The 24,369-nt window shown below is 66.6% G+C and carries 30 protein-coding genes, 1 tRNA gene and 1 pseudogene; 10 read left to right on the top strand and 22 right to left on the bottom strand.

All coding sequences use genetic code 11. The features are described 5' to 3' along the window. The first annotated feature begins 127 nt into the window (after positions 1–127). A complete protein-coding gene (locus AC52GN_RS09280) occupies positions 128–364 on the top strand; it encodes a DUF2188 domain-containing protein (protein WP_289647651.1) in 237 nt (78 codons plus the stop codon). 3 nt (positions 365–367) lie between these two features. Here the strand turns inward: AC52GN_RS09280 and AC52GN_RS09285 are convergent, their stop codons facing one another. From AC52GN_RS09285 to AC52GN_RS09305, 5 genes are all read right to left on the bottom strand, one after another. Then, positions 368–721, bottom strand: coding sequence for an ArsC family reductase (locus AC52GN_RS09285; RefSeq protein WP_496526849.1), 354 nt, complete (start codon positions 719–721; stop codon positions 368–370). Positions 722–823: 102 nt separating this feature from the next. Beyond that, positions 824–1,255 carry a hypothetical protein gene (locus AC52GN_RS09290; protein ID WP_452111696.1) on the bottom strand — a complete coding sequence of 144 codons (432 nt, stop codon included), beginning with the start codon at positions 1,253–1,255 and terminating at the stop codon, positions 824–826. Positions 1,256–1,333: 78 nt separating this feature from the next. Beyond that, the gene (locus tag AC52GN_RS09295) at positions 1,334–1,675 is read right to left on the bottom strand and encodes an ArsC/Spx/MgsR family protein (protein WP_496526850.1); all 342 of its coding nucleotides are present in this window, start codon (positions 1,673–1,675) and stop codon (positions 1,334–1,336) included. A 2-nt stretch (positions 1,676–1,677) separates the two neighbouring features. Further along, entirely contained in the window at positions 1,678–2,208 is a 531-nt protein-coding gene (locus AC52GN_RS09300; RefSeq protein WP_496526851.1) for a hypothetical protein, read from the bottom strand. A 20-nt stretch (positions 2,209–2,228) separates the two neighbouring features. Beyond that, positions 2,229–2,702, bottom strand: a complete 474-nt coding sequence (locus AC52GN_RS09305) for a hypothetical protein (RefSeq protein ID WP_496526852.1) — start codon at positions 2,700–2,702, stop codon at positions 2,229–2,231. Between the two features lie 117 nt (positions 2,703–2,819). On the opposite strand from AC52GN_RS09305, the gene AC52GN_RS09310 reads away from it, so the two are divergent. The 5 genes and pseudogenes from AC52GN_RS09310 (at position 2,820) to AC52GN_RS09330 (ending at position 9,869) form a co-directional block, all read left to right on the top strand. Further along, positions 2,820–4,079, top strand: a complete 1,260-nt coding sequence (locus tag AC52GN_RS09310; protein ID WP_496526853.1) for a hydrolase — start codon at positions 2,820–2,822, stop codon at positions 4,077–4,079. Positions 4,080–4,239: 160 nt separating this feature from the next. Further along, positions 4,240–5,247: an arginine N-succinyltransferase gene (locus tag AC52GN_RS09315; RefSeq protein WP_346486502.1), complete on the top strand. Its 1,008-nt coding sequence runs from the start codon at positions 4,240–4,242 to the stop codon at positions 5,245–5,247. Positions 5,248–5,419: 172 nt separating this feature from the next. Further along, positions 5,420–6,844 (top strand): annotated as a pseudogene (gene astD / locus AC52GN_RS09320) (succinylglutamate-semialdehyde dehydrogenase); the annotation flags it as partial. 171 nt (positions 6,845–7,015) lie between these two features. Further along, the gene (gene astB, locus AC52GN_RS09325; protein ID WP_496526854.1) at positions 7,016–8,347 is read left to right on the top strand and encodes an N-succinylarginine dihydrolase; all 1,332 of its coding nucleotides are present in this window, start codon (positions 7,016–7,018) and stop codon (positions 8,345–8,347) included. A 91-nt stretch (positions 8,348–8,438) separates the two neighbouring features. Further along, positions 8,439–9,869 (top strand): alkaline phosphatase PhoX, encoded by a 1,431-nt coding sequence (locus tag AC52GN_RS09330; RefSeq protein WP_496526855.1) that lies wholly within the window; start codon positions 8,439–8,441, stop codon positions 9,867–9,869. 347 nt (positions 9,870–10,216) lie between these two features. Here AC52GN_RS09330 and phhA read toward each other — a convergent pair whose 3' ends face one another. The 7 genes from phhA to AC52GN_RS09365 all read right to left on the bottom strand — a co-directional run bounded on the left by phhA (position 10,217) and on the right by AC52GN_RS09365 (position 15,258). Further along, positions 10,217–11,092 (bottom strand): phenylalanine 4-monooxygenase, encoded by an 876-nt coding sequence (gene phhA / locus AC52GN_RS09335; RefSeq protein ID WP_346486496.1) that lies wholly within the window; start codon positions 11,090–11,092, stop codon positions 10,217–10,219. A 189-nt stretch (positions 11,093–11,281) separates the two neighbouring features. Further along, complete coding sequence (gene rplL / locus AC52GN_RS09340) at positions 11,282–11,662, bottom strand: 50S ribosomal protein L7/L12 (RefSeq protein WP_125902220.1); 381 nt, start codon at positions 11,660–11,662, stop codon at positions 11,282–11,284. Between the two features lie 55 nt (positions 11,663–11,717). Further along, positions 11,718–12,233: a 50S ribosomal protein L10 gene (gene rplJ, locus AC52GN_RS09345; protein WP_496526856.1), complete on the bottom strand. Its 516-nt coding sequence runs from the start codon at positions 12,231–12,233 to the stop codon at positions 11,718–11,720. A gap of 295 nt (positions 12,234–12,528) precedes the next feature. Beyond that, complete coding sequence (locus AC52GN_RS09350; RefSeq protein ID WP_496526857.1) at positions 12,529–13,083, bottom strand: DUF2059 domain-containing protein; 555 nt, start codon at positions 13,081–13,083, stop codon at positions 12,529–12,531. A gap of 63 nt (positions 13,084–13,146) precedes the next feature. After that, positions 13,147–13,593, bottom strand: a complete 447-nt coding sequence (locus tag AC52GN_RS09355) for an NUDIX hydrolase (protein ID WP_346521838.1) — start codon at positions 13,591–13,593, stop codon at positions 13,147–13,149. Further along, complete coding sequence (locus AC52GN_RS09360) at positions 13,593–14,594, bottom strand: inorganic phosphate transporter (RefSeq protein ID WP_291774143.1); 1,002 nt, start codon at positions 14,592–14,594, stop codon at positions 13,593–13,595. Before AC52GN_RS09360 ends, AC52GN_RS09355 begins: the two co-directional genes overlap by 1 nt. A 7-nt stretch (positions 14,595–14,601) precedes the next feature. Beyond that, a complete protein-coding gene (locus AC52GN_RS09365; RefSeq protein ID WP_312219151.1) occupies positions 14,602–15,258 on the bottom strand; it encodes a DUF47 domain-containing protein in 657 nt (218 codons plus the stop codon). A gap of 191 nt (positions 15,259–15,449) precedes the next feature. On the opposite strand from AC52GN_RS09365, the gene AC52GN_RS09370 reads away from it, so the two are divergent. After that, on the top strand, positions 15,450–16,628 hold the full coding sequence (locus AC52GN_RS09370; RefSeq protein WP_496526858.1) for an aspartyl/asparaginyl beta-hydroxylase domain-containing protein: 1,179 nt from the start codon (positions 15,450–15,452) through the stop codon (positions 16,626–16,628). On the opposite strand, the gene AC52GN_RS09375 is transcribed toward AC52GN_RS09370, so the two are convergent. Beyond that, complete coding sequence (locus tag AC52GN_RS09375; protein ID WP_453988427.1) at positions 16,610–16,996, bottom strand: winged helix-turn-helix transcriptional regulator; 387 nt, start codon at positions 16,994–16,996, stop codon at positions 16,610–16,612. The two genes, AC52GN_RS09370 and AC52GN_RS09375, sit on opposite strands and share 19 nt — an antisense overlap. Before the next feature lie 90 nt (positions 16,997–17,086). Between AC52GN_RS09375 and AC52GN_RS09380 the strand changes: the two genes are divergently transcribed. Further along, positions 17,087–17,698 carry an NAD(P)-dependent oxidoreductase gene (locus AC52GN_RS09380; protein ID WP_496526859.1) on the top strand — a complete coding sequence of 204 codons (612 nt, stop codon included), beginning with the start codon at positions 17,087–17,089 and terminating at the stop codon, positions 17,696–17,698. Between the two features lie 96 nt (positions 17,699–17,794). Here the strand turns inward: AC52GN_RS09380 and rplA are convergent, their stop codons facing one another. The 6 genes from rplA to AC52GN_RS09410 form a co-directional block, all read right to left on the bottom strand. After that, positions 17,795–18,484, bottom strand: a complete 690-nt coding sequence (gene rplA, locus AC52GN_RS09385; protein WP_312219154.1) for a 50S ribosomal protein L1 — start codon at positions 18,482–18,484, stop codon at positions 17,795–17,797. Between the two features lie 3 nt (positions 18,485–18,487). Further along, complete coding sequence (gene rplK, locus AC52GN_RS09390; RefSeq protein WP_312219155.1) at positions 18,488–18,919, bottom strand: 50S ribosomal protein L11; 432 nt, start codon at positions 18,917–18,919, stop codon at positions 18,488–18,490. A 197-nt stretch (positions 18,920–19,116) separates the two neighbouring features. Continuing rightward, positions 19,117–19,692 (bottom strand): transcription termination/antitermination protein NusG, encoded by a 576-nt coding sequence (gene nusG / locus AC52GN_RS09395; protein ID WP_003168512.1) that lies wholly within the window; start codon positions 19,690–19,692, stop codon positions 19,117–19,119. Positions 19,693–19,705: 13 nt separating this feature from the next. Further along, positions 19,706–20,005 carry a preprotein translocase subunit SecE gene (gene secE / locus AC52GN_RS09400; protein ID WP_291774119.1) on the bottom strand — a complete coding sequence of 100 codons (300 nt, stop codon included), beginning with the start codon at positions 20,003–20,005 and terminating at the stop codon, positions 19,706–19,708. A 70-nt stretch (positions 20,006–20,075) separates the two neighbouring features. Further along, positions 20,076–20,151 (bottom strand) — tRNA-Trp (locus tag AC52GN_RS09405). Between the two features lie 137 nt (positions 20,152–20,288). Then, positions 20,289–20,819: a pyridoxamine 5'-phosphate oxidase family protein gene (locus tag AC52GN_RS09410; protein WP_496526860.1), complete on the bottom strand. Its 531-nt coding sequence runs from the start codon at positions 20,817–20,819 to the stop codon at positions 20,289–20,291. A 115-nt stretch (positions 20,820–20,934) separates the two neighbouring features. Here AC52GN_RS09410 and AC52GN_RS09415 point away from each other — a divergent pair, with 115 nt between their 5' ends. Both AC52GN_RS09415 and AC52GN_RS09420 read left to right on the top strand, forming a co-directional pair. After that, on the top strand, positions 20,935–21,360 hold the full coding sequence (locus AC52GN_RS09415; protein ID WP_343829478.1) for a hypothetical protein: 426 nt from the start codon (positions 20,935–20,937) through the stop codon (positions 21,358–21,360). Positions 21,361–21,419: 59 nt separating this feature from the next. Next, entirely contained in the window at positions 21,420–22,160 is a 741-nt protein-coding gene (locus AC52GN_RS09420; RefSeq protein WP_312219158.1) for a Crp/Fnr family transcriptional regulator, read from the top strand. Positions 22,161–22,224: 64 nt separating this feature from the next. Here the strand turns inward: AC52GN_RS09420 and AC52GN_RS09425 are convergent, their stop codons facing one another. From AC52GN_RS09425 to cydB, 3 genes are all read right to left on the bottom strand, one after another. Next, positions 22,225–22,878: an OmpW/AlkL family protein gene (locus tag AC52GN_RS09425; protein WP_496526861.1), complete on the bottom strand. Its 654-nt coding sequence runs from the start codon at positions 22,876–22,878 to the stop codon at positions 22,225–22,227. Between the two features lie 190 nt (positions 22,879–23,068). Next, complete coding sequence (gene cydX, locus AC52GN_RS09430) at positions 23,069–23,188, bottom strand: cytochrome bd-I oxidase subunit CydX (protein WP_024355286.1); 120 nt, start codon at positions 23,186–23,188, stop codon at positions 23,069–23,071. Positions 23,189–23,210: 22 nt separating this feature from the next. Beyond that, entirely contained in the window at positions 23,211–24,359 is a 1,149-nt protein-coding gene (cydB, locus tag AC52GN_RS09435; RefSeq protein ID WP_496526862.1) for a cytochrome d ubiquinol oxidase subunit II, read from the bottom strand. Positions 24,360–24,369: the final 10 nt, after the last annotated feature.

Below are 24,369 nucleotides of genomic sequence, written 5' to 3' on the forward strand. Positions count from 1 at the left end.
AAGAGGCGGCGATGATGGCCGATGGATGCAGTTCGGCGCATGAACTCTTCGTAATGCGTCACCACAGCGTGACTCGACAGGCTTCGGTCGCCGTTCGACGGTGACCGCCGATCCCTCGGAGGCGCGTATGAACATCACCTATCGCATCGTCCAGCACGACGGCGGCTGGGCCTACCAGTTGGGCGACAGCTATTCCGAGACCTTCCCCAGCCACGCAGCGGCGCTGGCGGCGGCCTCGGCGGCGGCGCGCGAACAACGCGTGCCGGACCGCACCTCCTGGATCGAGTATGAAGACGCTTCGGGCCAGTGGGTCACAGAACGCGCCGACGGCCACGACCGCCCCACCACCGCCGTCGAGGACTGAGCCTCAGCCCTTCAGGGCCTCGGCGTAGACCTCCGGCTTGAAGCCCAGCAGCGTCCGCCCGTCGCCCAGATCCAGCACGGGCCGCTTGATCATCGACGGCTGGGCTAGCATCAGATCCACTGCCTTGGCGGGGTCGATGTCGGCCTTGTCGGCGTCGGGCAGCTTGCGAAAGGTCGTGCCCGCGCGGTTCAGCACCTTCTCCCAGCCATGTTCGGCGACCCAGCGCTCCACCTCGGCGCGGTTCGCGCCTGCGGCCTTATAGTCATGGAAGTCATAGGCCACGCCGTTCTGATCCAGCCAGACGCGCGCCTTCTTCATCGTGTCGCAGGCCTTGATGCCATACAGGGTGCGGGTCATGGGCGAACTCCAAGCGTGACGAACAGCCGGGGTCTGGCATCGAAGCGCGGAAGGGTCAATTTGGAGCGCGTGAACAGGTCGGCTTTCGACCCGTTGCGGACGTTAGTCGACCGCCTTGCCTTCGTAGGCCGCAACCAAGTTCAAGAGAACTTGCTGATTATCACCGGTCATTTCAGCCGCGCTGCTCACCAGATAGAACTCAGCGTCGTTTGCGATGACGCCCTTGCGGACAATCTTTGCAACGGCCTTGCTGAACTTCGCACAAACAGCGGAAAGCGAAGGTAGTTCAGCTTCCGAAAGTTGGCGATCAGCTTCTAGGATTTTATCGAGGGGCCAGTTGCTGCTCATCTCCACGATGTCGCCTATCGCCATAGACAGGCTCTTTCGCGCTTTCACGGGGGAGGTTTCTGCAATGCGGTCGAGCACGACAATCGGATCGATGTCAGAGCCCGACACCACGTCATGCATCATCAATCGCACCATATGCGAGAGCCAACCCCTCAATGCCTCGTATTCTTCAGGTTGAACCTGCATGCTCGATTCCTGCACCCAGTTGGGTGCGAGTGAAATGCCCGCCTCCCACCCATAGCTGACATTCGGCGACCTACGCCTTCACAGCACTCCCAACACCGCCTCCAGAGGTCGCCCGATCGCCGCACCCTTCGGCGTCTCGACAATGGGACGCTCGACCAGGACCGGGCTCTCGATCATGGCTGCCAGAACCGTCGCGTCATCCGCATCAGCGGCCAGAAGCTCGGCGGCCTTAGCCTCCTTCTTGCGCAGCAAGCCCTTCAGCCCGCCGCCCGTCGCGCGCGCCAGACGGTTCAGCGTCTCGGCGTCCCAGCCGGTCTTCAGATACTCGACCACCGTCGGCTCGAGTCCCCGCTCGCGCAGCAGCTCCAGCGCCTTGCGCGAGGTCGAGCATTTCGGGTTGTGGTAAAGGGTGACGCTCATGGTCAGACGCTCCGTTTCAACTGTTCAAGCATACGGCCGCCACGATACGCCGCCACATAGACCAAACCCATGAGCAGGTTGATGATCTGCAGGGCGAAGGAAACGGGCGTCAGCCACTGGGCCATCACCGGCCCCATCATCACCAGCCCGATCACCCTGCTCAAGAGACCGTAGCCTAGCAGGGCCAGCATGATGGCCGGGAACGCCCACGTCATCCAGCGCCACTGCAGCACGGCCAGGACCAGAAAGACGATGGCGACGCTGATCGTGGTGACCATCATGATCGGCGCCAGGACGGTCATGAAGCCCTCCATCATCGCCTGATCCGCCGCCGATCCGCCCTGGGCTTTGGTGACCTCGATCATGGACTGCGCCAGCTTGTCCGACATCATCGGCAGCCTCGCCACACTCTGAACGGCGGACACGGCCAGGGCGACAGCCCCCACACGCGCGGACCGCTGCGCCTCCGCCATGCCGCGCGGCGGCGCAAAGGGATTGGCCGCGCGCAACCACAGCTTGAGCTCATGTTTCATCTATTTCCCCCGGATATCGTTCAGGCCTGGTCGCCGGATGGGGCCGAGGCGAGCCGCCCCATGGCGGCCGCCCCGCGCAGGCCGCCGATGTGCAGCAGCAGGCACAGCACCATGACCGCCGCCCCCAGGGCGATGCTCCATTCCGGCAGCCCCGGCGCCGCCAGCGGCGCGCCGACCAGCAGGCCGACGGACAGGGCGCTCAACTCATAAAGAGCCCAGGCCAGGCCGAACACCGGCAGGACGCGGTTGGGCTTGCGGCGCTGCATCCATCCCAGCACGGCGGCGAAGCCTGAGAAGAAGATCATGAAGCCCGTGGTGGCGCCGCGCACATCCTGATGCGCCGCATCGCCCTGAAACCAGACCAGTCCCGCCTGCAGAAGGCCCACGGCCGCCCAGATCCAGAACGCCCAGGCGCTGCCCCGCGCCAGCGCCATCGCCGTCTCGGCCGAATCGACCGGAGCGAAGGGTTGAGGCGGTGCGATCCGACGGTTCATGCGCGACTCCCTGACTGAGGCGGCGAAACTATCCCGCCTGACGCCGAAATCCCAAGGGCGTGAGAGAGAAACCGCCCCGCCTTCACCTTTTTCCTCGCCCCGTCTAGGGTCGCGGCCATGCGGATCGAACCTCAGGATCAGGCCGTGCTGGACCACGTCGCGGCCCGTGGCGACGCCATTGTTCAACGCGCCATCGACTGGTCCGACATCAACTCAGGCAGCCGCCACGCCGAAGGGCTGGCGCGGGTTCTCGACGTTCTGGACGCCACGGCGCGCGCCGCTTTTGGTGCGGCGGCGACGGTCGAGCGCGTGCCGACGCAAGGCTCCACCACCGTCGCCGACAGCGGCGCGGTGATCGCCGAAAGCTACGCCGACTGCCTGAAGATCACCGCCCGGCCCGAGGCGCCGCTTCAGGTCGTGCTGACCGGCCACTACGACACCGTCTTCCCCGCCGACAGCGCCTTCCAGCGCGTCGTCACGCGCGACGACGGCGCCCTGAACGGCCCCGGCATCGCCGACATGAAGGGCGGGATCAGCGTCATGCTGGCCGCGCTGGAAGCCTTTGAGACGCACCCCGACAGGGCCCGCGCCGGCTGGACCGTCCTGCTGTCCCCTGACGAAGAGATCGGCTCGCCCGCCTCGGCCCCCCTGCTGGCGGAACTGGGCGCGCGCGGCCATGTCGGCCTGACCTATGAACCCGCCCTGTCCGACGGCACGCTGGCGGGCGAGCGCAAGGGCAGCGGCAACTTCCACCTGATCGTCACCGGCAAGGCCGCCCACGCGGGCCGCGCCTTCCACGAGGGCGCCAACGCCGTCGCGGGCGCCGCCATCATCGCCGCCCGCCTGCATGGTCTGAACGGCCAGCGCGAGGGCGTCACCGTCAATGTCGCCAAGATCGCCGGCGGCGGGCCGCTCAACGTCGTCGCCGACAACGCCGTCATCCGCTTCAACGTCCGCGTGCCGGACGCCCAGAGCGCGACGTGGATCGACGAAACGGTGCGCGCCATCGCCGCCGAGCCGCCCTTCCCCGGCCTGACGCTGGACCTGCACGGCGGCATGACCCGCGCGCCCAAGCCGATGGACGCCAGCCAGACCGCCCTGTTCCACGCCGTGCGCGACGCGGGCGACCTGCTGGGCCAGACCATCGCCTGGAAGCCGTCGGGCGGCGTCTGCGAGGGCAATAACCTGCACGCCGCAGGCCTGCCCAACGTCGACACCCTCGGCGTGGTCGGCGGCGAGATCCACTCGGATCAGGAGTTCGCCTGGCCCGCCAGCTTCGTCGAGCGCGCGCAGTTGTCCGCCCTGATCCTGTGCAAGATCGCCTCGGGCGAGATCGACGCCCTCAAACTGAAACAGCTCCGACTGGAGACCATGTGAGCGTAACGCCCTCATCGTCACCCTCGGGCCTGTCCCGAGGGCCCATGGTTCAACGGGCGAGCCGTTCGCGGCTGTTCCGGTCGCCAAACACCAAGCCGACCCTCGCGTCCGGCCCAACGATAGGCTCTCGGGACAAGCCCGAGAGTGACGGAGGAATTTAGTGCTCGTTGTTCGCCCCGCCGGTCCCGCCGACCTTCATCACCTGCTCGAACTGGCCATCCTGTCCGGCCCCGGCTTCACCAGCCTGCCCGAGGACGCCGATGTTCTGAGCGAGCGACTGGAGCTCAGCAAGGCCAGCTTTGAAGGCAGGATCGCGCCCGAAGAAGCCTGGTACACCCTGATGCTGGAAGACGGCGATACAGGCGACATCGACGGCATCGGCTCGGTCAAGGCGACGGTCGGGCTGAAGCGGCCCTTCTTCAGCTTCCGCGTGGTGAACAACACCGTCCAGTCGCCGTCGTTGAGCGTGAAGCTGAACCATCAGACGCTGGTGCTGGTCAACGAATGCACCGGCTGGACCGAGGTCGGCTCCCTGTTCCTCAAGGCCGACCGGCGCAAGGGCGGCGCGGGGCGCCTGCTCAGCCAGTCGCGCTACATGCTGATCGGCGCCCAGCCGGACCTGTTCGCCGACAATGTGCTGGCCGAGCTGCGTGGCGTCTTCACGCCCGACGGCTACTGCCCCTTCTGGGACCATGTGGCGCACAAATTCTTCCCGATGGACTTCGACGACGCCGACCGCATGACCGGCTCGACCGACAAGCAGTTCATCCTGGACCTGGCCCCGCGCCATCCCATCTACATCGACCTGCTGCCCGAACCGGCCCGCGCCGTGATCGGCAAGGTCCACCCCCAGGGCGTGCCCGCCATGGCCCTGCTGGAGAGCGAAGGCTTCCGCCCCAACGGCCTGGTCGACATCTTCGACGCCGGTCCGACCGTGGCCTGCGGCCGCGACAACATCCGCACCGTGCGCGACGCCCGCGTCCTGACCGCCCGCATCGAGAAGGAGGTCGAGGTCGACCTGCCCTCCCTCGTCTCGACCGACAGCGTCGCCGCCTTCCGCGCCGTCCGCGCCCGCGTCCTGGTCGACGGCGACCTGGCCCGCATGACCCCCGACGTCGCCGCCGCCCTGAAGATCAAGGACGGCGCCACGGTACGGGTGAAGTCGTGATGAGCACCCTTCTCCCCTTGTGGGAGAAGGTGGCCTGCGAAGCAGGTCGGATGAGAGGTGTCGCCGCGACGTCCGCCTCTTATCTTAGCTCCAGCGCCGCCCTGTCAGACGTCGCCGCAACCCCTCATCCGGTCGCTGCCGCGACCACCTTCTCCCACAAGGGGAGAAGGGGAGAACTCAAATGACCCGTTTCACTTCGACCAACCCCGCCACCGGCGAAACCGTCTGGGAAGGCGAAGCCGCTTCCGTCGAACAGGTCGGGGCCGCCGTCGAGGCCGCCCGCGCCGCCTTCCCCGACTGGGCCGACCGCCCGCGTCAGGACCGCATCGACGCGGTCAAACGCTATCAGGCCGTGCTCAAGGACCGCGCCCCCGAAATGGCCGAGGCCATCAGCCGCGAGACCGGCAAGGCCCTGTGGGAGACGAAGACCGAACTGGCCTCGATGGCGGGCAAGGTCGACATCTCGATCCGCGCCTATGATGAGCGCACCGGCGAACGGTCGAACGACACCGCCTTCGGCCGCGCCGTCCTGCGTCACCGTCCGCACGGCGTCTCGGCGGTGCTCGGCCCGTTCAACTTCCCCGGCCACCTGCCCAACGGCCACATCGTCCCGGCCCTACTGGCGGGCGACACCGTCGTGTTCAAGCCCTCCGAAGAAACGCCCCTGACCGGCCAGTTGATGGCCGAATGCCTTGAGGCCGCCGATCTGCCCAAGGGCGTGTTCAACCTAGTGCAGGGCGGGCGCGACACCGGCGCGGCCCTGCTGGATCAGCCGATCGACGCGCTGATGTTCACCGGCTCGGGCGCGGCGGGCGCCCACTTCCGCCGCAAGTTCGCCGACGATCCCCACGTCATCCTGGCTCTGGAGCTGGGCGGCAATAACCCGCTGGTCGTCTGGGACGCCGCCGATGCTGAAGCGGTCGCGGGCATCGTGGTCCAGTCCGCCTTCGTCACCACCGGTCAGCGCTGCTCCTGCGCGCGCCGCCTGATCGTGCCGCAAGGCGCAGCGGGCGACGCCATCGTCGAGGCCGTGGCGGCCCTGTCCGACCGCCTGAACTTCGCCCCGTGGGACAGCGACCCCGAGCCCTACGCCGGGCCGCTGATCTCGGAGAAGGCCGCCAGCGCCGCTCTCGCCGCCCTGCAACAACGCATCGACGCGGGCGCCAAGGTCATCCGCGCCTCAGGCCCGGTCGACAACCTGCCCGGCGCCTTCGTGAAGCCTGCGATCATCGACGTCACCAGCGTCGCGGTCGAGGATGAGGAAATGTTCGCCCCCTTCCTGCAGGTGCTGCGCGTCCCGACCTTCGACGCCGCCATCGCCGCCGCCAACGCCACCAAATACGGCCTGTCGGCCGGTCTGGTCAGCGACGACGCGAAGAACTGGGATCGCTTCATCAACCGCATCCGCGCGGGCGTGGTGAACTTCAACCGTCCGACCACGGGCGCGGCGGGCGACATGCCCTTCGGCGGGCTGGGAGCCAGCGGCAACCACCGTCCCAGCGCCTACTATGCCGCCGACTACTGCGCCTATCCGGTCGCCAGCTTTGAGGCCGGTTCGGTCAAGAACATCGAGAGCGAGATCAAGGGCCTTCGCTAATCCCTTCTCCCCTGTGGGAGAAGGTGGCTCGCAGAGCGAGACGGATGAGGGGTATCAGCGCCATGTTGGATAGTTCGAACTCAAGGTCCCGGATGATCGGAAACGGCGCCGCCGTCACCCCTCATCCGAGCGCCTCCGGCGCTCACCTTCTCCCACAGGGGAGAAGGACGCATGAGCGCCATAGAAGCCAACGCCGACGGTCTGATCGGGCCGACCCACTCCTACGCCGGGCTGTCGCCGGGCAATCTGGCGTCCAGCCTGAACAGGGGCGAGGCGTCGAACCCGCGCGCGGCCGTGCTGCAAGGCCTCGACAAGATGAAGACCCTGGCCGACCTGGGTTTGCCCCAGTTCGTCCTGCCCCCGCATGAGCGACCGAACATCCCCTTCCTGCGCGACCTCGGCTTCTCGGGCTCCGACGCCCAGGTGCTGGAACGCGCATGGAAGGACGCGCCCTCCTTCGCCGCCGCCGCCTGTTCGGCCTCGCCCATGTGGGCCGCCAACGCCGCCACGGTGACGCCCAGCGCCGACGCACGTGACGACCGCGTCCACTTCACCCCCGCCAATCTGATCACCAACCTGCACCGCAGCCTGGAGCACGATCAGACCAAGCGCGCCCTGGACGCCCTCTTCCCCGACGCCCGCCGCTTCGTCGTCCACGACGCCCTGCCCTCGGTCGCCCATCTGGCCGACGAGGGCGCGGCCAACCACGTCCGCCTGTGCCGCGATCACGGCGAGGCGGGCGTCAATCTGATGGTCTGGGGTCGTGAGGCCTGGGAGCATTGGGACGGCCCCTACCCCGCCCGCCAGACACGCGAGGCGTCCGAGGCGATCATGCGCCGCCACGAAGCGTCCGGCGCCGTCCTGGCCCGTCAGGGCAAGGTCGCCATCGCGGGCGGCACCTTCCACAACGACGTGGTCTGCGTCGGCGCCCTGGACACCCTCTTCTTCCATGAGCTGGCGTTCGAGGACACGGACGGGACCAAGGCCGCCATCCGCGCCGCCGCCCGCGGTTTCGAGCCGCAGTTCGTCGAGGTCTCGGCCGCCGACCTGCCGCTGGCCGACGCCATCAGCTCCTATCTGTTCAACTCCATGCTGATCCGGGTTCCTGGCCAGGACCGTCTGACCCTGATCTGCCCGACCGAGACGCGCGACAACCCGCGCAGCCATGCGGTCGCGCAAGGGCTCGCCGCCTCCAACGGCCCGATCGGCCATGTCGAATACGTCGACGTGCGTCAGTCGATGCGCAACGGCGGTGGCCCCGCCTGTCTCCGTCTCAGGGTCGTCCTGACCGAGGCCGAGCTGGCGGCGACCAACCCGGCCATGCGCCTGACCGACGCCCTGCACGCCCGTCTGTCGGACTGGGGCCGCCGCTGGTATCGCGACAGCCTGACGGCGCACGACCTGGCCGATCCCGCCCTGCTGGACGAAACGCGCGGCGCGCTGGACGAGCTGACGCAGGTCCTGAACCTGGGCGGCGGCTTCTATCCGTTCCAACGGGTCTGACCCTCAGACAGGACCATCGGCCGCAGCCCGCGTCACTCTGCGGTCAAGCCGTCGTCATCGGACCGTAATGCACCGCTCGTAAGCACGAGGCATGATCGCTTCACGCCGCGCCTTCATGGCCTCCGCCGCCGCCCTCGCCCTGTCGGGCTACGCCAAACGCGCCCAAGCCATGGCCGCCGAACCGGACGGATTCATCGATGGCCCTTCGCGCAACGAGGTGTTCGGCTACGGCCCGATGAAGGCCGATCCCTACGGCCTGCTGGACCTGCCCGAGGGCTTCTCCTACCGCGTGGTGTCCCAGGCGGGCGAGACCATGGCCGACGGCCTGCTGACCCCCGACAAGTTCGACGGCATGGGCTGCTTCGGGCTGGACGAGGACCGGGTGATCCTGGTCCGCAACCACGAGGTCAATCCGCTGGAGTTCAACGCCAGCGCCTGGGGCGCCAACCACCGTCTGGTCGGCGATCTGGACCGCGCCCGCGTCTATGGCGTCTATTCCGATGAGAACGGCGCGGTCGCTCCGCTGGGCGGCGGCACGACCACCGTCGTCTACAACCTCAAGACCGGCCGCACCGAGCGCCAGCACCTCAGCCTGGGCGGCACGGCGGTCAACTGCGCCGGGGGCGTCACCCCCTGGGGCTCGTGGCTGAGCTGCGAAGAGATCGTGGCCGGGACCAAGGACGGCCTGCCCCAGGACCATGGCTGGGTGTTCGAGGTGCCGTCGCGCGCCACCGGCCTGGTCGATCCCACCCCGATCCGCGCCATGGGCCGCTTCAAGCACGAGGCCGCCTGCATCGATCCGCGCACCAGCGTCGTCTACATGACCGAGGACACGGCCGAGAGCCTCTTCTACCGCTACCTGCCGACCGACCCGCGCCGCCTGCACGCGGGCGGCCGCCTTCAGGCTCTGGCCCTGGTCGATCAGGCGCGCGGCGACACCCGCAACTGGAACCACGTCCTTTGGCATCAGGGCCAGCGCCTGGCCGTGCGCTGGGTCGATCTGGATCACGTCGAAAGCCCCGACGGCGACCTGTCCCTGCGCGGCCACGCCTCGGGCGCGGCGATCTTCGCGCGCGGCGAAGGCGTCCACTGGGCGGGCGATCACCTCTATTTCACCTGCACCTCGGGCGGCGTCGGCCGCCACGGCCAGATCATGCGCTACGTCCCCAGCCCGCGCGAGGGCCAGTCGGACGAGGCCGCCCAACCCGGCATGCTGGAGCTGTTCGTCGAGGCGGGCGACCGCGCCGTGCTGGACTATGTCGACAACATCGCCATCGCCCCGAACGGCCACGTCATCGGCTGCGAGGATAAGCAGGTCGGGACTCAACACGTGAAGGGCGTCACCCCCGACGGCCGCGTCTACGCCATCGCCCGCAACGCCATGCGCCACGACGCCGACGAGTCGAACACCGAGTTCGCCGGCGTCTGCTGGGCGCCGGACGGCCGGACCATGTTCGTGAACCTGTACTCGCCCGGCATGACCCTGGCCGTCACCGGCCCGTGGGAGCGGTTCAGGGCCTGAGCACACCGTCACCCTCGGGTTTGTCCCGAGGGCCCATCGGGACAAACCCGCTACGGTTAGCGGTTAGGCGCGGCGATTGGACTCCGTGCTCGGGAGCGTGAGCCGAACCTGGGCCCTCGGGACAAGCCCGAGGGTGACGGAAAGAAGGGAGCGTCAGCGCATCCTCACCGTTCAAACGCAGGAAATTCCCGGCGTCGGCGCTCGCAGACCCGCGCTTTCACACTGTCGCCTGCACCCATGAGATGATCTCTCCCCCGCGCCACCGCAGAGGAGAGATTCAGACGATTCAGACGAATTGGACTCTGTTTTTCTCCCTCCCCTTCATGGGGAGGGAGAAGATGCGCCGTCTATGCCGCGAAGCGCCCGCCCTTGGCGGCGTAGGCCTGGGTGCCGTGCGTGAACACCTTGTCCGTCGGCAGGACGGCTTCGATCGGCAAGGCCTCGGCGCCCTTCAGCCGCTCATAGACGGGGCCGAAGTCCTGCAATGTCACCGTCTTCAGCGCCTCGATGCTGTCGATGACGAAATAGACCTGCTGGAAGTCATCGATGCGGTACAGCGTCTTCATCACCCGCTCCAGGTCGAAGCCCAGGCGGTTCGGCGAGGGGTCTTCCAGGCTGAAGACGCTCTCGGTCGCCGACGACACGATGCCCGCGCCATAGATGCGAAGCTCGCCCGTTTCCTGCATCAGGCCGAACTCGACCGTGTACCAGTACAGGCGCGCCAGATTCGGCAGCATCCCTAGCGACGCCGCCCGCTGCCCGCCCTTGCCGTAGGCCTCCATATAGGCGGCGAAGTCGGGGTCGGTCAGCATCGGAACGTGGCCGAACACGTCGTGGAAGATGTCCGGCTCCTGCAAGTAATCCAGTTGGTCCGGCTTGCGGATGAACTGGCCCGAGACGAAGCGACGGTTGGCCAGGTGGTCGAAGAAGACCTCGTCCGGCACCAGCCCCGGCACGCAGACCACGGTCCAGCCGGTCAGGGCCTGAAGCTTGGGGTTGATGATCTCGAAGTCGGGAATGCCGCCCGCGTTCAGGTCCAGCGCGTCCAGGCCGCGCATGAAGGCCTCGCAGGCGCGGCCCGGCAGGATCTTCATCTGCCGCTCGTACAGGGTGTTCCAGGTCTGGTGTTCGACCTCGGTATAGCCGGACCAGTTCTGCGGGATGGTCCAGTCGGCGGCGGCACCTTCCGGCGGCTGCTCGAAAACGTGCTCGAAGTCGGACATGGGAACGCTCCTCACGGCTCTGATGGCCTTTCGGGGCAGATTAGCGCGCCAACTCGCCCGCGTCACGCACGCCTGTTGCCGCGCTTGCGCGACACGGCTCGACGCAAAAGAAAACGGGCCGGAGGTTTCCCTCCGACCCGCTTCGCTTTGAAAGCTGTCTCTGGAGATCCAGAGGCCAGTTCCGAAATCTTACTTGATTTCGACCTTGGCGCCGGCTTCTTCCAGCTTCTTCTTCAGCTCTTCAGCAGCTTGCTTCGAGACGTTCTCGACGACCGGCTGCGGAGCACCTTCGACCAGGTCCTTGGCTTCCTTCAGACCCAGGTCGGTGCGGACGCCGCGGACTTCCTTGATGACGTTGATCTTCTTGTCGCCGCCGTCAACCAGGACAACGGTGAACTCGGTTTGCTCTTCGCCAGCCGGAGCGGCTTCAGCAGCGCCGGCGACAGCGGCGACGGCGACCGGAGCGGCGGCCGAGACGCCCCACTTGTCTTCCAGCAGCTTCGACAGTTCAGCGGCTTCCAGGACGGTCAGAGCCGACAGTTCTTCAACGATTTTGGCGAGATCAGCCATGTTAGTCTTCCTTCGGTAGGATGAGGTTCAGAGAGATATGCAGAGATGACGGGGCTTAGGCGGCGTCTTTGGTCGCGTACGCGTTGAAGACGCGAGCCAGTTGGCCGGCAGGCGCCTGCAGGACGCCGGCAACCTTGGTCGCCGGGGCTTGCAGCAGGCCGATGAGCTTGCCGCGCAGTTGGTCCAGCGACGGCAGCTTGGACAGGGCCTCGACGCCCTTGGCGTCCAGAACCTTGTCGCCCATGAAACCGCCCTGGATGACGAACTTGTCGTTGCCCTTGGCGAATTCGGCCGTGACCTTGGCGGCGGTGACGGGATCGGCGGCGTATGCGATGCCCACGGGGCCCGTGAACAGGCTGTGGTACTCGCTGCCTTCCTCGACGCCCAGCGCCTTGAGCGCCAGACGGTTCTTCACCACCTTGAACGCGGCGCCTTCTTTACGAAGACGACCACGCAGGTCTTCCATCTCCACAACGGTCAGACCCAGGTTGTGGGTCACGACCACGGCGCCCGCGTCGGCGAACACGCTCTTCAGCGATTCGATCGACTCGGCTTTTTGTGCGCGGTCCATTGTGGTCTCCAGTTTTGGTATTCGCCGCCGGGCTTATTCCCGACGACGGATTTGGCTTAAGCGCCATGCATCGCTGCACAGCGTTCAGGCCGGTCTTATTGTCCGAAGGAAGCGTGGCCCGCCCGCCGGATTCCGGCAGGCAAAAGGTCTTTGCATCCCCATCTCCCCACGGCGTCAGAAGGCCTTCTGACGATTATGACGCGGGCGACCCCCGCATCCCGAAGTTCTCGGACAGGCATCGTCGAGGCCGAGACCCCGACGAGATGCGGGCTCTATACACGGCCGGGCGGGAAAATCAACGCTTGGAGGGCTTGGCGACGCCTCCCGCTTCACGCGCCATGGCCTCGCAGTCGAAGGCGCCGCAGAACTTGGTCATCAGATCCTGCAGATAGGCCATCTGGAAGCTCTGAATGGCCTGGCCCATGGCGCCGCCCATCTCCATCTGCTTGGTCGCGATCGCACGCCCCTGCGGCGTGTCGTAAAAGCCGACCAGGGCTTCCAGTTCAGCCTCGGTGAAGCGGGTCTGGATGTCGTCGCTCAAGCTCCGGATCAACCCGTCCATATGGGGCCGCATGATGATGACGGCGTTGGCGCGGAACCACGCCAGTTGTTCGGCCGGCATCTGGTCGGCCAAAGCCGTGAGCTCCTCGCTGATCAACTGCTGTACAAGCTTGTCGACGCCGCCCGTGGTCAACTCCAGATAGCGACGGGTCAGGGCTGCGCGATTATCGGAAACCTGCACCAAGGCCTTGGACTGCTCCTCGAGCGACGCATGAGCCTGGGCGGGCGCCGAGAAGGCCATCCCCGTCACGACAAGAGCGAGACAGGCGGCGGACAGAACGGGCGACATCGGATTCTCCATAGTGACGCCGCATTCATAGTGAACAAGGTTCTCTATTGAAAGCGAAACGCCCTACTCCGCCCCGCGGCTCGGCTTGAAGTCGCGGATCAGTTCGGCCAGTTCGACCTCGTCCACGGCGACGGCGGCGTCTTCGGTGGACATCCAGCGGCGCTCGCGCTGGGCGTCTTCGGGCCAGGCGCCCAGTTGGATGAAGACCTCCAGCGGATAGACGCTGGCGATGGTGGCCTGGACCCGTCCCGACTTCAGCCGCTTGCCATAGCGGAACCAGCCTATCGGCGCGCCCATGACGTCGCCCTGGACCCCGGCCTCCTCGTAGGCCTCGATCACGGCGGCCTCGGCGTCGGTCTTGCCCGCCATGCGGTTGCCCTTGGGGATGACCCAGCGCCGCGTCTCGCGCGAGGTGATCATCATGATCTCCACGCCGTCGGCGCCGTGCCGCCAGGGCAGGGCTGCGACCTGGCGGGTCTCCGACGACAGGGTGCGAGGCTTGTTCGACATCAGGTCAGGAACAGCCCGCCCAGGGCGTAGAACAGGGCGCCGATGGCGGCGGCGGCCGGCATGGTGATGAACCAGGCGGTGACGATGCTGCGCGCCACGCTCCAGCGCACGGCCGAAACGCGCTTGGCCGCGCCCACGCCGATGATGGCGCCGGTGATGGTGTGGGTGGTCGACACCGGAATGCCCAGGCTGGTCGCAGCGAACAGGGTGATGGCCCCGCCGGTCTCGGCGCAGAACCCCTGCTGGGGAGAAAGGCGCGTGATCCGGGATCCCATGGTATGCACGATCTTCCAGCCGCCGAAGAGGGTGCCCAGGGCGATGGCCGCCTGACAGGTGATGACCACCCAGAAGGGCACGTGGAACTCGCCGCCCAGCATGCCGCGCGAATAGAGCAGGATGGCGATGATCCCCATCGTCTTCTGGGCGTCGTTGCCCCCATGCCCAAGGGAATAGGCCGAGGCCGACACGAACTGCAAACCGCGGAAGACCCGGTCGGCGAAGTTGGGATTGGCCTTGGCGAACAGCCAGGACACGATCAGCACCAGCAACAGGGCCAGCAGGAAGCCGATCGCGGGCGACATGAAGATGGCGCCGACCGTCTTCAGCACGCCGCTGAGCACGATGGCCCCGCCGCCCGCCTTGGCCACGCCCGCGCCCAGCAGGCCGCCGACCAGGGCGTGGGAACTGGATGAGGGAATGCCCGCAATCCAGGTGATGACGTTCCAACTGATGGCGCCCATCAGCGCGCCGAAGATCACCTGATCCGAAATGATGTCCGGCGAGATGATGCCCCGGCCGATGGTGTCGGCGACGTGCAGGCCGAAGAACAGGAAGGCGATGAAGTTGAAGAAGGCCGCCCAGCCCACCGCATAGATCGGCGGCAGGACGCGCGTGGCGACGATGGTGGCGATCGAGTTGGCGGCGTCGTGCAGACCGTTCAGGAAGTCGAACAGCAGGGCGACGCCGATCAGGAAGGCCAGGATCAGGAGGGCGTGGTCCATGACCGTCCTACAGGTGCTCGACCAGAACGCCGTTGATACGGTTGGCGACGTCCTCGAACCGGTCGATCACCTTCTCCAGGTGGTCCAGCAACTGGCTGCCGATGATGAAGCCCAGGGTGTTGCCGCCCGTCATGTCGTGACGGTGCGCCTCGTACAGGGCCTTCATGCCCGCGTCATAGAGGTCGTCGCTGCGGGCTTCCAGATTGGTGATCTGCTCCGTCAGGATCGCCAGCCGCTCATGGTTCTTGCGCATGGCCGGCAGCAGGGTGAAGGCCTCCTGCGTCAGCGCCCCGCATTCGACGGCGATGTCCGCCAGCTCCTGCATCTTGGGCGAGAAGTCGCGCATCTCGTACAGGGTGACGACCTTGGCCGCCTTCTGCATCTGATCGATGGTGTCATCCAGAGAGTTCGTCAGACCCCGAATATCCGCGCGGTCGAACGGAGTGATGAAGCTGCGGCGCACGGCGAACAGCACCTCGCGCGCGATCTCATCGGCCTCTTCTTCATGGGCGACCACCTTGGCGCACCATTCGCCGGTCGCCGGCCCCCCGTTCATCATCTGACGCAGCGCGCTCGCACCATGAACCAGAGATTGGGCATGGGCGTCGAACAGGCGGAAGAAGTTGTCTTCCTTAGGCAGCAGCGCCTGAAACCAGCTGAGCATGGGCATCTCCCGCAAGGCCGTGTCGCGCACATCGAGAACCGGACCGGGGCACCAACTCCCGGCTTCCGACGCTCCCGTCAAGTCATCCGCATACGGATTCTCGGATTTCTCCCCTGCCCATTGACGCGGAGGTCCGCTCAGGCGCATGAGGAAAGTGTCATCTTTGTGTCTGAATAACGGCGTAAATCGTCATGACCTACCCTGCAGAGCAGGAACGCCTGCTTGTCGAAGCCGGCCAGGCCCTGGCTCGTCGCGACCCTCGCGCGGCCCTTCAGTTGCTGGATCAGGCGGATCAGTTCGGCAAGACGCACAACGCCACCTTGAACCGCGCCGTCGCCTTGCGCCTTCTGGGCGACTACCACGCCTCCCTGAGCGTTCTGGACGACGCCCTGGAGATGCGTCCCTATGACTTCATGGCCTTGCTGGCCAAGGGCGCCATGCTGGAGAAGGTCAATCAGACCAAGGCGGCGGTTGAGGTGTATCGCAACGCCCTGAAAATCGCCCCGCCGCGCGCGTCCTGTCCGCCCGGCGTCGTCAGCCAGATGGATTACGCCAGCCGCCTGATCGACCGGCACGCCCAAGCCCTGGCCGACTTCATGAAGGACCGCATCGCGCCGCTGAAGGCTGAACTGGGCGAGGCCAGCCGCGAACGTTTCGAGGAAGGCCTGGAGATCTACGCCGGCCTCAAACAGCCGCCCAGGCAGCAACCGCTGCTGCTCAACTATCCGCGCCTGCCCGCCATCCCCTTCTACGACCGCGCGCTGTTTCCGTGGCTGGCGCGGCTGGAAGAAGCGACTCCCGTCATCCAGGCCGAGCTGGCGACCCTGCTTGAGACGGCATTCGACGAGTTCTCGCCCTACATCGCCTATCCCAAGGGGGCGCCGGTCAATCAGTGGGGAGAGCTGAACCACTCGCGCAAGTGGAGCTCCCTCTTCTTATGGAAGGATGGGCGCCGCCAGGACGAAATCTGCGCGCGAGCCCCCCAGACGGCCGCCCTGCTGGAAAGTCTGCCCATGGCGGACCAGGAGGGCTTTTCTCCCACCGCCATGTTCTCGGCGCTTCAGCCGAAGACGCATATTCCGCCGCACACCGGCTCATCAAACGTGCGTCTGCTGACTCACCTGCCGCTGATCCTGCCGGGACCGGCCCGCTTCCGCGTGGGCAATACGGTTCGCGACTGGGAGATGGGTCGCGCCTGGGTCTTTGACGACACCATCGAGCATGAAGCCTGGAACGACGCCGACGCCATGCGCGTCATCCTGATTTTCGACGTCTGGAACCCCTATCTCGACGACGGCGAGAAACGGCTGATCACCGAGATGATGAAAGCACAGAGGGACTTCACCATGGATCAGTCGCCGCGCGCCTGATCATAGGCTAACTGGGCGACCGCCACCTCGCTCATCCGGGTCTCGGCCCAGTCGATCATCGGCCTCAGGGCCTGAACCAGTCCCTGGCCCAAGGGCGTGATCGTATAGGTCACCGATACCGGCACGCTCGGCTCGACCCGGCGCGTGACCAGGCCGTCGCGTTCGATCTGGCGCAGAGTCTGGCTCAGCATCTTCTGCGACACGCCCTCTATTCGACGCTTCAGCGCGTTGAAGCGCATCGGGCCGTCCGACAGGGTCGTCAGCAGCAGCACCGTCCACTTGTCGGCGATCCGGTCCAGCAACAGGCGGGTCGGGCAGTCGGCGGCGTAGACGTTTCCGCGCTCGCCCCCGCTGGAGGCGGTCACCATCGGGGAACCTGGTGAGAGAAAAGTGCCTTCTTGCATGACCGCTTCCTTTAACACACCTGGTTCCCATTGGTAACCACAAGGAGCATATTCATGAAAGTGACTGTCCTGGGCGCCAGCGGCCGCGTCGGATCGGAAATCGTCAAGGAACTGGCCCGACGCGGACATCAGGTGACGGGCGTGGCCCGTCGGCCTGAACGGGTCCCTGCGGGGGCTGGCGTGACGGCGGTAGCCGGGGATGTGAACCAGCCCGCAACCCTCGCCCCGGCCCTGGTCGGCGCCGACGCCGTGGTCAGCGCCGTCATGTTCGTGGACAGCGATCCGGTCCTGCTGATCCAGGCGATCAAGGATGCGGACGTTCCGCGCTACCTGGTGGTTGGCGGCGCCGGTAGCCTGGAGATCGCGCCGGGCCAGCGCCTGGTCGACACGCCCGCCTTCCCCGAAGCCTACAAGGCCGAAGCCCTGGCGGGCGGCCGCTTTCTGAACGCCTTGCGCGCGGAGCCCGAGTTGAACTGGACCTTCCTGTCCCCTTCGGCCCTGTTCGACGGGTCGGAGCGCACCGGCGTCTTCCGGCTGGGCGGCGACGCCCTGCTGACGGATGCTCAGGGCAACAGCCGCATCTCCTTCCCCGACTACGCCATCGCCATGGCCGACGAGATCGAGACGCCCCGTCATCCGCGCGCCCGCTTCACCGTCGGCTACTGAACAGTCAGGCCTCGAAGCACGATAGGCCGCGACCAAGGAAAACGGCCCCGGAGATGTCTCTCCGGGGCCGTCGTCGTTCTTAGCCGTGAAGCCGGATCAGGCGCCCAGCGAAGCCGGGTCGATCTTGAAGCCGGGGCCCATCGTCGAGGACAGGGCGATGCGCTTCACATAGGTGCCCTTGGCGCCCGACGGCTTGGCGCGGACGAGGGCGTCCACGATGGCCTTGACGTTGGCTTCCAGGGCGTCCTGGGTGAAGGAGGCCTTGCCGATGCCGGCGTGGACGATGCCCGCCTTCTCGACGCGGAACTCGACGGCGCCGCCCTTGGCGTCCTTGACGGCCTGAGCGACGTTCGGGGTCACGGTGCCGACCTTCGGGTTCGGCATCAGGCCGCGCGGGCCCAGCACCTTACCCAGACGACCGACCAGGGCCATCATGTCCGGCGACGCGATCACGCGGTCGAAGTCCATGAAGCCGCCGGCGATCTTCTCGTACAGGTCTTCAGCGCCGACGTGCTCGGCTCCGGCGGCCTTGGCTTCATCAGCCTTGGCGTCCTTGGCGAAGACGGCGACGCGGACGTCACGGCCGGTGCCCGAGGGCAGGTTCACCACGCCGCGGACCTGTTGGTCGGCGTGACGCGGGTCGACGCCCAGGTTGACGGCGATTTCGATCGACTCGTCGAACTTGGCCTTGGCGTTGTCCTTCACCAACTTGATGGCTTCGTTGAAGGCCAGCAGGTCTTCGGTGACGCCCGTGCGGGCCTTATGGGCTTTGGTCAGCTTAGCCATGTCTTAGCCCTCCACCACTTGAATGCCGATGGCGCGGGCCGAGCCCTCGATGATGCGCGACGCGGCGTCCAGGTCGTTCGCGTTCAGGTCCTTCATCTTCTTCTCGGCGATTTCGCGCAGTTGCGTCTGCGTGACCTTGCCGGCGAACTCGCGGCCGACGAGCTTGGAGCCCGACTTGATGCCAGCGGCCTGCTTCAGATACCAAGTCGCCGGCGGCGTCTTGGTGATGAAAGTGAACGACTTGTCCTGATAGACGGTGATGACGGTCGGAAGCGGGGTGCCCTTGGCTTCCTTCTCGGTCCGCGCGTTGAACTCTTTGCAGAAGCCCATGATGTTCACGCCGCGCTGACCCAGAGCCGGGCCGATCGGGGGCGAAGGCGTGGCCGAACCGGCCGGCACTTGCAGCTTGATATAGCCGAGAATCTTCTTGGCCATTGGTCTCTCCTATGAATGACCCGATGACGATGCGTCGGGCCGGTGAGCCGTGGTGCGGCATGGCTGCCTTCCACGGATTTGACGCCGGGCGACTCCAAGGCCGTCCAGCGAAGGCGCGCGTTTAGCAGGCAGGCCCTGAAAACGCAAACGGGACCGCCCGGAGACGGTCCCGATCTCTGCGTGGCGTCAGCGGCCGATCAGGCGCTGACCTTCTCCACCTGATTGTATTCCAGGTCGACCGGGGTCGGGCGGCCGAAGATGGAGACGGCCACGCGCAGGCGGGCGTTCTCTTCGTCGACGCTCTCGACCTGACCGTCGAAGCTGGCGAACGGGCCGTCGGTGACCTTGACGTTCTCGCCGATGTCGAAGCGGATGGTGGGCTTCGGACGCTCGACGCCCTCTTCCACCTGGCCGATGATGTTCTGGACTTCACGCTCCGAGACCGGCAGCGGCTTGGTGCCGCCCGCGGCGCCCAGGAAGCCCGTGACCTTCGGCGTGTTCTTGACCAGGTGATAGGCTTCGTCGGTCATCTCCATCTTCACCAGCACATAGCCGGGGAAGAATTTGCGCTCGGCGTTGACCTTCTTGCCGCGGCGGATCTCAACGACGTCCTCGGTCGGAACCAGGATTTCGGAGAAGGCGTCTTCCAGGCCCTGTTGCTTGGCCTGGTCGCGCAGCTGCTCGGCGACCTTCTTTTCGAAGTTCGAATAGGCGTGGACGATATACCACTTGTGGCGGGGGTTGGCCGCCGGCTTGGGCGCTGCATCGGTCATGTGCGCGTCTCCTTTATTGGCCAAGGCTGAGGATGATGCGGGACGCGAAGCCGAGACCCGTGTCGACGATCCAGAAGAAGGCGGCCGCGATCAGCACCATGATGAAGACCATCACCGAAGTGATCCAAGTCTCCTTGCGGCTGGGCCACACGATCTTCCGCGCCTCGGCGCGAACCTCGTTGATGAACTGCGGGATGGACGTCTTTTTCTTCGGCGCGGGCGCGTCGACGGCCACGGTCGCTGCGCCTTGCGCGGCTGCTGCGGTCTTGGTCCCCGTGGAGCGGCGGCCGCCCGGGGTCTTCGCCTTGGCCATTTGACGTCTCTTCAACCTCTGGATCCTGCTGCCCCACATGGGAAGTCCCAGGCGATCGCAACAGGGGGAATGGCAGGAGTGGAGGGACTCGAACCCCCGGCCCTCGGTTTTGGAGACCGATGCTCTACCAGCTGAGCTACACTCCTAGTGTCCCGGACAAAGATCAGCGCGCCGTGGATATTCACCCAGCGGCGCGACCCTCGCCAGAGGGGGCGTATGCCCGAGGGCCACGGTCATTTCAAGGGCCATCTGCGCCGCAGGCGCGCGAAGTCGCGGATTTTCCTCAGAACAGACGGGCCACGGCGCTGGGCTCATAGCTCAGCCCTTTCACCAGGGCGTCGGAATCGCCGACCGAGAAGGTCTGAGCCCGACTGCGGCCGTCGATCACGGCCACCGCCTCGATCTCCTCGGGCATCACCTTGACCACCGCGACGGCGTCGCCGCCCGGCGCCCAGGGGCTGATGTCCGGCGAGCGGGCGATGATCAGGTCGTTCAGCCGCTTCACCTCGTCGCCGTCCGTGACCTCTTCGGCGCGACCGTCGATGGAGACGCCGACCGCCTCCCCCTCCTGGCCCACGCCGCGCACGGCGACGCCGACACGCGGGTCGGCGGTCAGATTCTTCAGCTTCTCACTGTCACGGGCGGTGACGAAGTAGAGGTTCAGCCCATCGTTCAGATAGCCCAGAGTCGCCGCCTGCGGCCGCCCGTCGGCCCGGTTGACCGCCAGAGTCATCAGCTTCTGGCTGTCCAGCAGCTTGAGAATGGCGGCCACCGCGCCGCCGTGGATCGGGGTGATGCGCGAGGTCGAGCTCATGGCGTTTCTCCAGAGGATACGAGAGCGGACGGGTCCGACAGACTGGCTTGGCAGCTTCGACGCAGCCTTGACGCAGATCAAGGCGACTGGACGCCGCTTCGGTTCCAATACTCTCATGACAGAGTCCCGCTTCGCGTCCGATACGCCTCGTCTGGAGGTGGCCCCCCTCAGCGAAGCGGAGGCGCCGGCCGCCTTCGCCCTGGCGCGTCTGTGGCGGCCCAATCTGGAGCCGGCCCAGTGGGACGCCTTCCTGTCGGCCTGGCGCGCCGCCCCGGAAAGCCGGGGCATCCTCAGCGCGCGCAATCGGCGCGGCGGCGTGCTGGGCTTCGTCAGTTGGTGGCGCCAGCCTGACCTGGAGTACGGCGAGACCCTGTGGGCCGGTCCCTTCGTGGTGCGCGAAATGGGCGTGCGCCCCCTGGTGCGTCAGAGCCTGGCGGTCGAGCTGACCGCCCTCGCCCGCCAGCTGGGCGCGCGGCTGCGCTATGCCGAGGAAGCCGCTGCGCCGGACTGCGCCGCGGAACTGGCGGCTAGGACAGGCTGACCTATTCGGATTCAGCCTCTTATCGCCTAGACTGCCGCGTCATCCGGGAGACGACGTTCGTGAACACCGCCGCGGCTCAGGCCGAACTCGAAAAGGTGCGTCTGGAAGACGTCCATCCCTGCGCCAGCTGCGGCGCCCGTCCGCTAGGTGTCTGCGCGGACCTCAAGGGGCACGAGCTTCAGAGCATGGCCTGCGCCAGCGAGAGCGTCTCGGCCCAGCCGGGACAGGCCCTGTTCCATGAAGGCGATCCGAACCCTTACGTCTTCAACGTGGTGGACGGGGCGGTGAAGCTGTACCGCCTGCTGCCCGACGGACGGCGCCAGATCACCGGCTTCCTGTTCCAGGGCGACTTTCTGGGTCTGGGCGGGCGCGGGGCCTCCAGCTTCACCGCCGAGGCGCTGACCCCGCTGAACGCCTGCCGTTTTCGGCGCGGCGACTTCGATCAACTGTTGAACGCCCTGCCGGCGCTGGAGCACCGACTGGTGGCCCTGGCCGGGGATGAGCTGATGGCGGCGCAGGAGCAGATCGTTCTTCTGGGCCGCAAGACGGCGCGCGAGCGGCTGGCCAGCTTCCTGACCCGCCTGTCGGAGCGCCAGGTGCAGTTGGGCGGCCCGGAGGGGCAGGTCCACCTGCCGATGACGCGGCTGGACATCGCCGACTACCTTGGCCTGACGATCGAGACGGTCAGCCGGGTCTTCACCCAATTCAAGACCTCGGGCCTGATCCGGCTGCTGCCGGGCAATGACGTCGCCCTGCCCGATCCGGCCGCGCTGAAGGCCCTGGGCGAAGGCGCCGCCTGACCTATTCTCGTTGAAGGGATAAGGGGACGCGGCCTGACGTTCCGCGCCCCTCCCCGTATCAGCTCTAGAACTTGCGGCCGACGCCGACCGACACGACCCAGGGGGCCAGGCTGACGCTGCTCTTCAGCGCGCCGCCGTTGATCCTGGCGTCCGTGTCGAACCACACCTTCTTGGCGTCCACATTCAGCGTCCACGGGCCGGAAATGTTCCAGTCGGCGCCGGCCTGCAGCGCGACGCCGAAGCCGTCATCCAGATCGACCTCGAAGCCGTTCTTATCCTTGCCGCTGAAGAAGGCCATGTAGCTGACGCCCGCGCCGACATAGGGGCTGACCGTCGCGTTCGGCGTCGGCCGGTATTGCAGCGTCACCACCGGGGGCAGAACCCATGTCTCATGCACGGCCACATCGGTCGCGCCGCCCTTGGCGCGGACCTCGTGCTGGGTGGCGCCCAGGATGGCCTCGACGGCCCAGTGGTCGGCGACGGAATAGGTGAAGCCCAGCGTCGGCATCCAGTCGTCGCCCACGTCGACCTTCAGGCCGCTGTCGGCCCCGGCGGCGGTGACGATGGCGTCATCGGCCTGAGGCAGGACGCCGGTCATACGGGCGGTGACGATCAGCGAGCCCTTGCCCACCGGCTCAGGCGCGGCGTTCTGGGCCGAGGCGGCGCCCGCGACGGCCAGAAGGCTGACGGAAGCGATCAATGCGGCGGTGGTTTTCATCGGTGCAATCCCCGACATTCGCCGGGTCGGGAGAGGGCCCGGCTTCGATGTCATCATGACCTTGCGCCTGCTCGCCTCACTCCGCCTTGATCCAGCGCAAGCTACAGAAATTTCGTCGATTTCATCCAAGAAAAATCCCCTCCGGCCAACGCCGAAGGGGATCTTTCGTCTGTCCGTCAGATGACGGGGATCAGGGTTCCGAGTGACCCTCGTCGCCTTCATCGAACAGGCGGAACTCGTGCCACAGGCCGTTCAGGACGCCGAAGGCCACCGCCAGGCCGAGGCCCAGGATCCAGGCGAAATACCACATGGGATGATCTCCTTTCGCGGGATCAGTAGAGGTCGGGGTTGGTCTTCAGCGCCTCGGTCGTCGAGCGGCCCCACAGCACCTTGTAGACCCAGGCGGTGTAGAGCAGGACGAAGGGCAGGAAGACCGCCACCACGATCAGCATGATGAACAGGGTCGTATGGCTGGACGAGGCGTTCCACACCGTCAGGCTGGACTGGGCGTCGATCGAACTGGGCAGGATGAAGGGGAACATCGACAGGCCGACCGTCGAGATGATCCCGACCGCCGAGGCCGACGATCCGCCGAAGGCCAGCGCCGCCGACTTGCGCCACATACCCAGCAGACCGATCGCGGCGCCGATGAAACCCAGAACCGGAGCGATGATCATCCACGGATAGCGACCGTAGTTGTCCATCCAGGCGCCCGGCGCCGCCTCGACCGCCGTGCGCAGCGGGTTGGAGGCGCCCGCCGTGTCCACCACGCCGGTGATACGGAAGCCCATGTCGCCGAAGGCCGCCATGGCGCCGCCGATCGCGAACAGCACCAGGCTGGCCACGCCGGCGACGGTGCCGATGGCGCGGGCGCGCTTCAGCACCGGACCTTCTTCGCCCTTGATCGCCAGCCAGGCCGCGCCGTGCAGCACCAGCATGGACACCGACAGCAGGCCGCACAGCAGGGTGAAGGGGGTGAACAGACCCAGCAGACCGCCTTCATAGAAGCTGCGCAGGTCGCTGGTCAGGCGGAAGGGCGCGCCCAGAAGGACGTTGCCGACGGCCACGCCGAACACCAGGGCCGGGACGAAGCTGCCGATGAACAGACCCCAGTCCCACATGGAGCGCCAGCGCGCCTCGGGCCGCTTCGAGCGATACTTGAACGACACGGGCCGAAGGATCAGCGCGGACAAGACCACGAACATGGCCAGGTAGAAGCCCGAGAAGCTGACGGCGTAGACCTGCGGCCAGGCGGCGAAGATCGCCGCTCCGCCGACGATGAACCAGACCTGGTTGCCTTCCCAGGTCGCGCCGATGGTGTTGATCACCATGCGGCGCTCTTCATCCTTCTTGGCGACGAAGGGCAGCAGGGCGCCGACGCCCATGTCGAACCCGTCGGTCAGGGCGAAGCCGATCAGCAGCACGCCCAGCAGTCCCCACCAGATCAGGCGGAGGGTGGTGTAGTCGAGGGGAAGTTCCATCTCTCTTTTT

The sequence above is a fragment of the Brevundimonas sp. SS2672 genome (genome assembly GCF_059579685.1).

What these genes read in the sequence shown, in the direction of transcription:
- cydB (WP_496526862.1), bottom strand. Translation starts at nt 24,359, where the DNA reads ATGGAACTTCCCCTCGACTACACCACCCTCCGCCTGATCTGGTGGGGA.
- AC52GN_RS09300 (WP_496526851.1), bottom strand. Translation starts at nt 2,208, where the DNA reads ATGAAACATGAGCTCAAGCTGTGGTTGCGCGCGGCCAATCCCTTTGCG.
- cydX (WP_024355286.1), bottom strand. Translation starts at nt 23,188, where the DNA reads ATGTGGTATTTCGCCTGGATCCTGGGCCTCGGCCTGGCGGTGGCCTTC.
- rplK (WP_312219155.1), bottom strand. Translation starts at nt 18,919, where the DNA reads ATGGCCAAGAAGATTCTCGGCTATATCAAGCTGCAAGTGCCGGCCGGT.
- AC52GN_RS09295 (WP_496526850.1), bottom strand. Translation starts at nt 1,675, where the DNA reads ATGAGCGTCACCCTTTACCACAACCCGAAATGCTCGACCTCGCGCAAG.
- AC52GN_RS09360 (WP_291774143.1), bottom strand. Translation starts at nt 14,594, where the DNA reads ATGGACCACGCCCTCCTGATCCTGGCCTTCCTGATCGGCGTCGCCCTG.
- AC52GN_RS09330 (WP_496526855.1), top strand. Translation starts at nt 8,439, where the DNA reads ATGATCGCTTCACGCCGCGCCTTCATGGCCTCCGCCGCCGCCCTCGCC.
- AC52GN_RS09355 (WP_346521838.1), bottom strand. Translation starts at nt 13,593, where the DNA reads ATGTCGAACAAGCCTCGCACCCTGTCGTCGGAGACCCGCCAGGTCGCA.
- AC52GN_RS09375 (WP_453988427.1), bottom strand. Translation starts at nt 16,996, where the DNA reads ATGGTGACCGCCTCCAGCGGGGGCGAGCGCGGAAACGTCTACGCCGCC.
- nusG (WP_003168512.1), bottom strand. Translation starts at nt 19,692, where the DNA reads ATGACCGATGCAGCGCCCAAGCCGGCGGCCAACCCCCGCCACAAGTGG.
- secE (WP_291774119.1), bottom strand. Translation starts at nt 20,005, where the DNA reads ATGGCCAAGGCGAAGACCCCGGGCGGCCGCCGCTCCACGGGGACCAAG.
- AC52GN_RS09290 (WP_452111696.1), bottom strand. Translation starts at nt 1,255, where the DNA reads ATGCAGGTTCAACCTGAAGAATACGAGGCATTGAGGGGTTGGCTCTCG.
- AC52GN_RS09365 (WP_312219151.1), bottom strand. Translation starts at nt 15,258, where the DNA reads ATGCTCAGCTGGTTTCAGGCGCTGCTGCCTAAGGAAGACAACTTCTTC.
- AC52GN_RS09410 (WP_496526860.1), bottom strand. Translation starts at nt 20,819, where the DNA reads ATGAGCTCGACCTCGCGCATCACCCCGATCCACGGCGGCGCGGTGGCC.
- astB (WP_496526854.1), top strand. Translation starts at nt 7,016, where the DNA reads ATGAGCGCCATAGAAGCCAACGCCGACGGTCTGATCGGGCCGACCCAC.
- AC52GN_RS09310 (WP_496526853.1), top strand. Translation starts at nt 2,820, where the DNA reads ATGCGGATCGAACCTCAGGATCAGGCCGTGCTGGACCACGTCGCGGCC.
- rplL (WP_125902220.1), bottom strand. Translation starts at nt 11,662, where the DNA reads ATGGCTGATCTCGCCAAAATCGTTGAAGAACTGTCGGCTCTGACCGTC.
- phhA (WP_346486496.1), bottom strand. Translation starts at nt 11,092, where the DNA reads ATGTCCGACTTCGAGCACGTTTTCGAGCAGCCGCCGGAAGGTGCCGCC.
- AC52GN_RS09415 (WP_343829478.1), top strand. Translation starts at nt 20,935, where the DNA reads ATGACAGAGTCCCGCTTCGCGTCCGATACGCCTCGTCTGGAGGTGGCC.
- AC52GN_RS09350 (WP_496526857.1), bottom strand. Translation starts at nt 13,083, where the DNA reads ATGTCGCCCGTTCTGTCCGCCGCCTGTCTCGCTCTTGTCGTGACGGGG.
- AC52GN_RS09380 (WP_496526859.1), top strand. Translation starts at nt 17,087, where the DNA reads ATGAAAGTGACTGTCCTGGGCGCCAGCGGCCGCGTCGGATCGGAAATC.
- AC52GN_RS09425 (WP_496526861.1), bottom strand. Translation starts at nt 22,878, where the DNA reads ATGAAAACCACCGCCGCATTGATCGCTTCCGTCAGCCTTCTGGCCGTC.
- AC52GN_RS09285 (WP_496526849.1), bottom strand. Translation starts at nt 721, where the DNA reads ATGACCCGCACCCTGTATGGCATCAAGGCCTGCGACACGATGAAGAAG.
- AC52GN_RS09280 (WP_289647651.1), top strand. Translation starts at nt 128, where the DNA reads ATGAACATCACCTATCGCATCGTCCAGCACGACGGCGGCTGGGCCTAC.
- rplJ (WP_496526856.1), bottom strand. Translation starts at nt 12,233, where the DNA reads ATGGACCGCGCACAAAAAGCCGAGTCGATCGAATCGCTGAAGAGCGTG.
- AC52GN_RS09370 (WP_496526858.1), top strand. Translation starts at nt 15,450, where the DNA reads ATGACCTACCCTGCAGAGCAGGAACGCCTGCTTGTCGAAGCCGGCCAG.
- rplA (WP_312219154.1), bottom strand. Translation starts at nt 18,484, where the DNA reads ATGGCTAAGCTGACCAAAGCCCATAAGGCCCGCACGGGCGTCACCGAA.
- AC52GN_RS09305 (WP_496526852.1), bottom strand. Translation starts at nt 2,702, where the DNA reads ATGAACCGTCGGATCGCACCGCCTCAACCCTTCGCTCCGGTCGATTCG.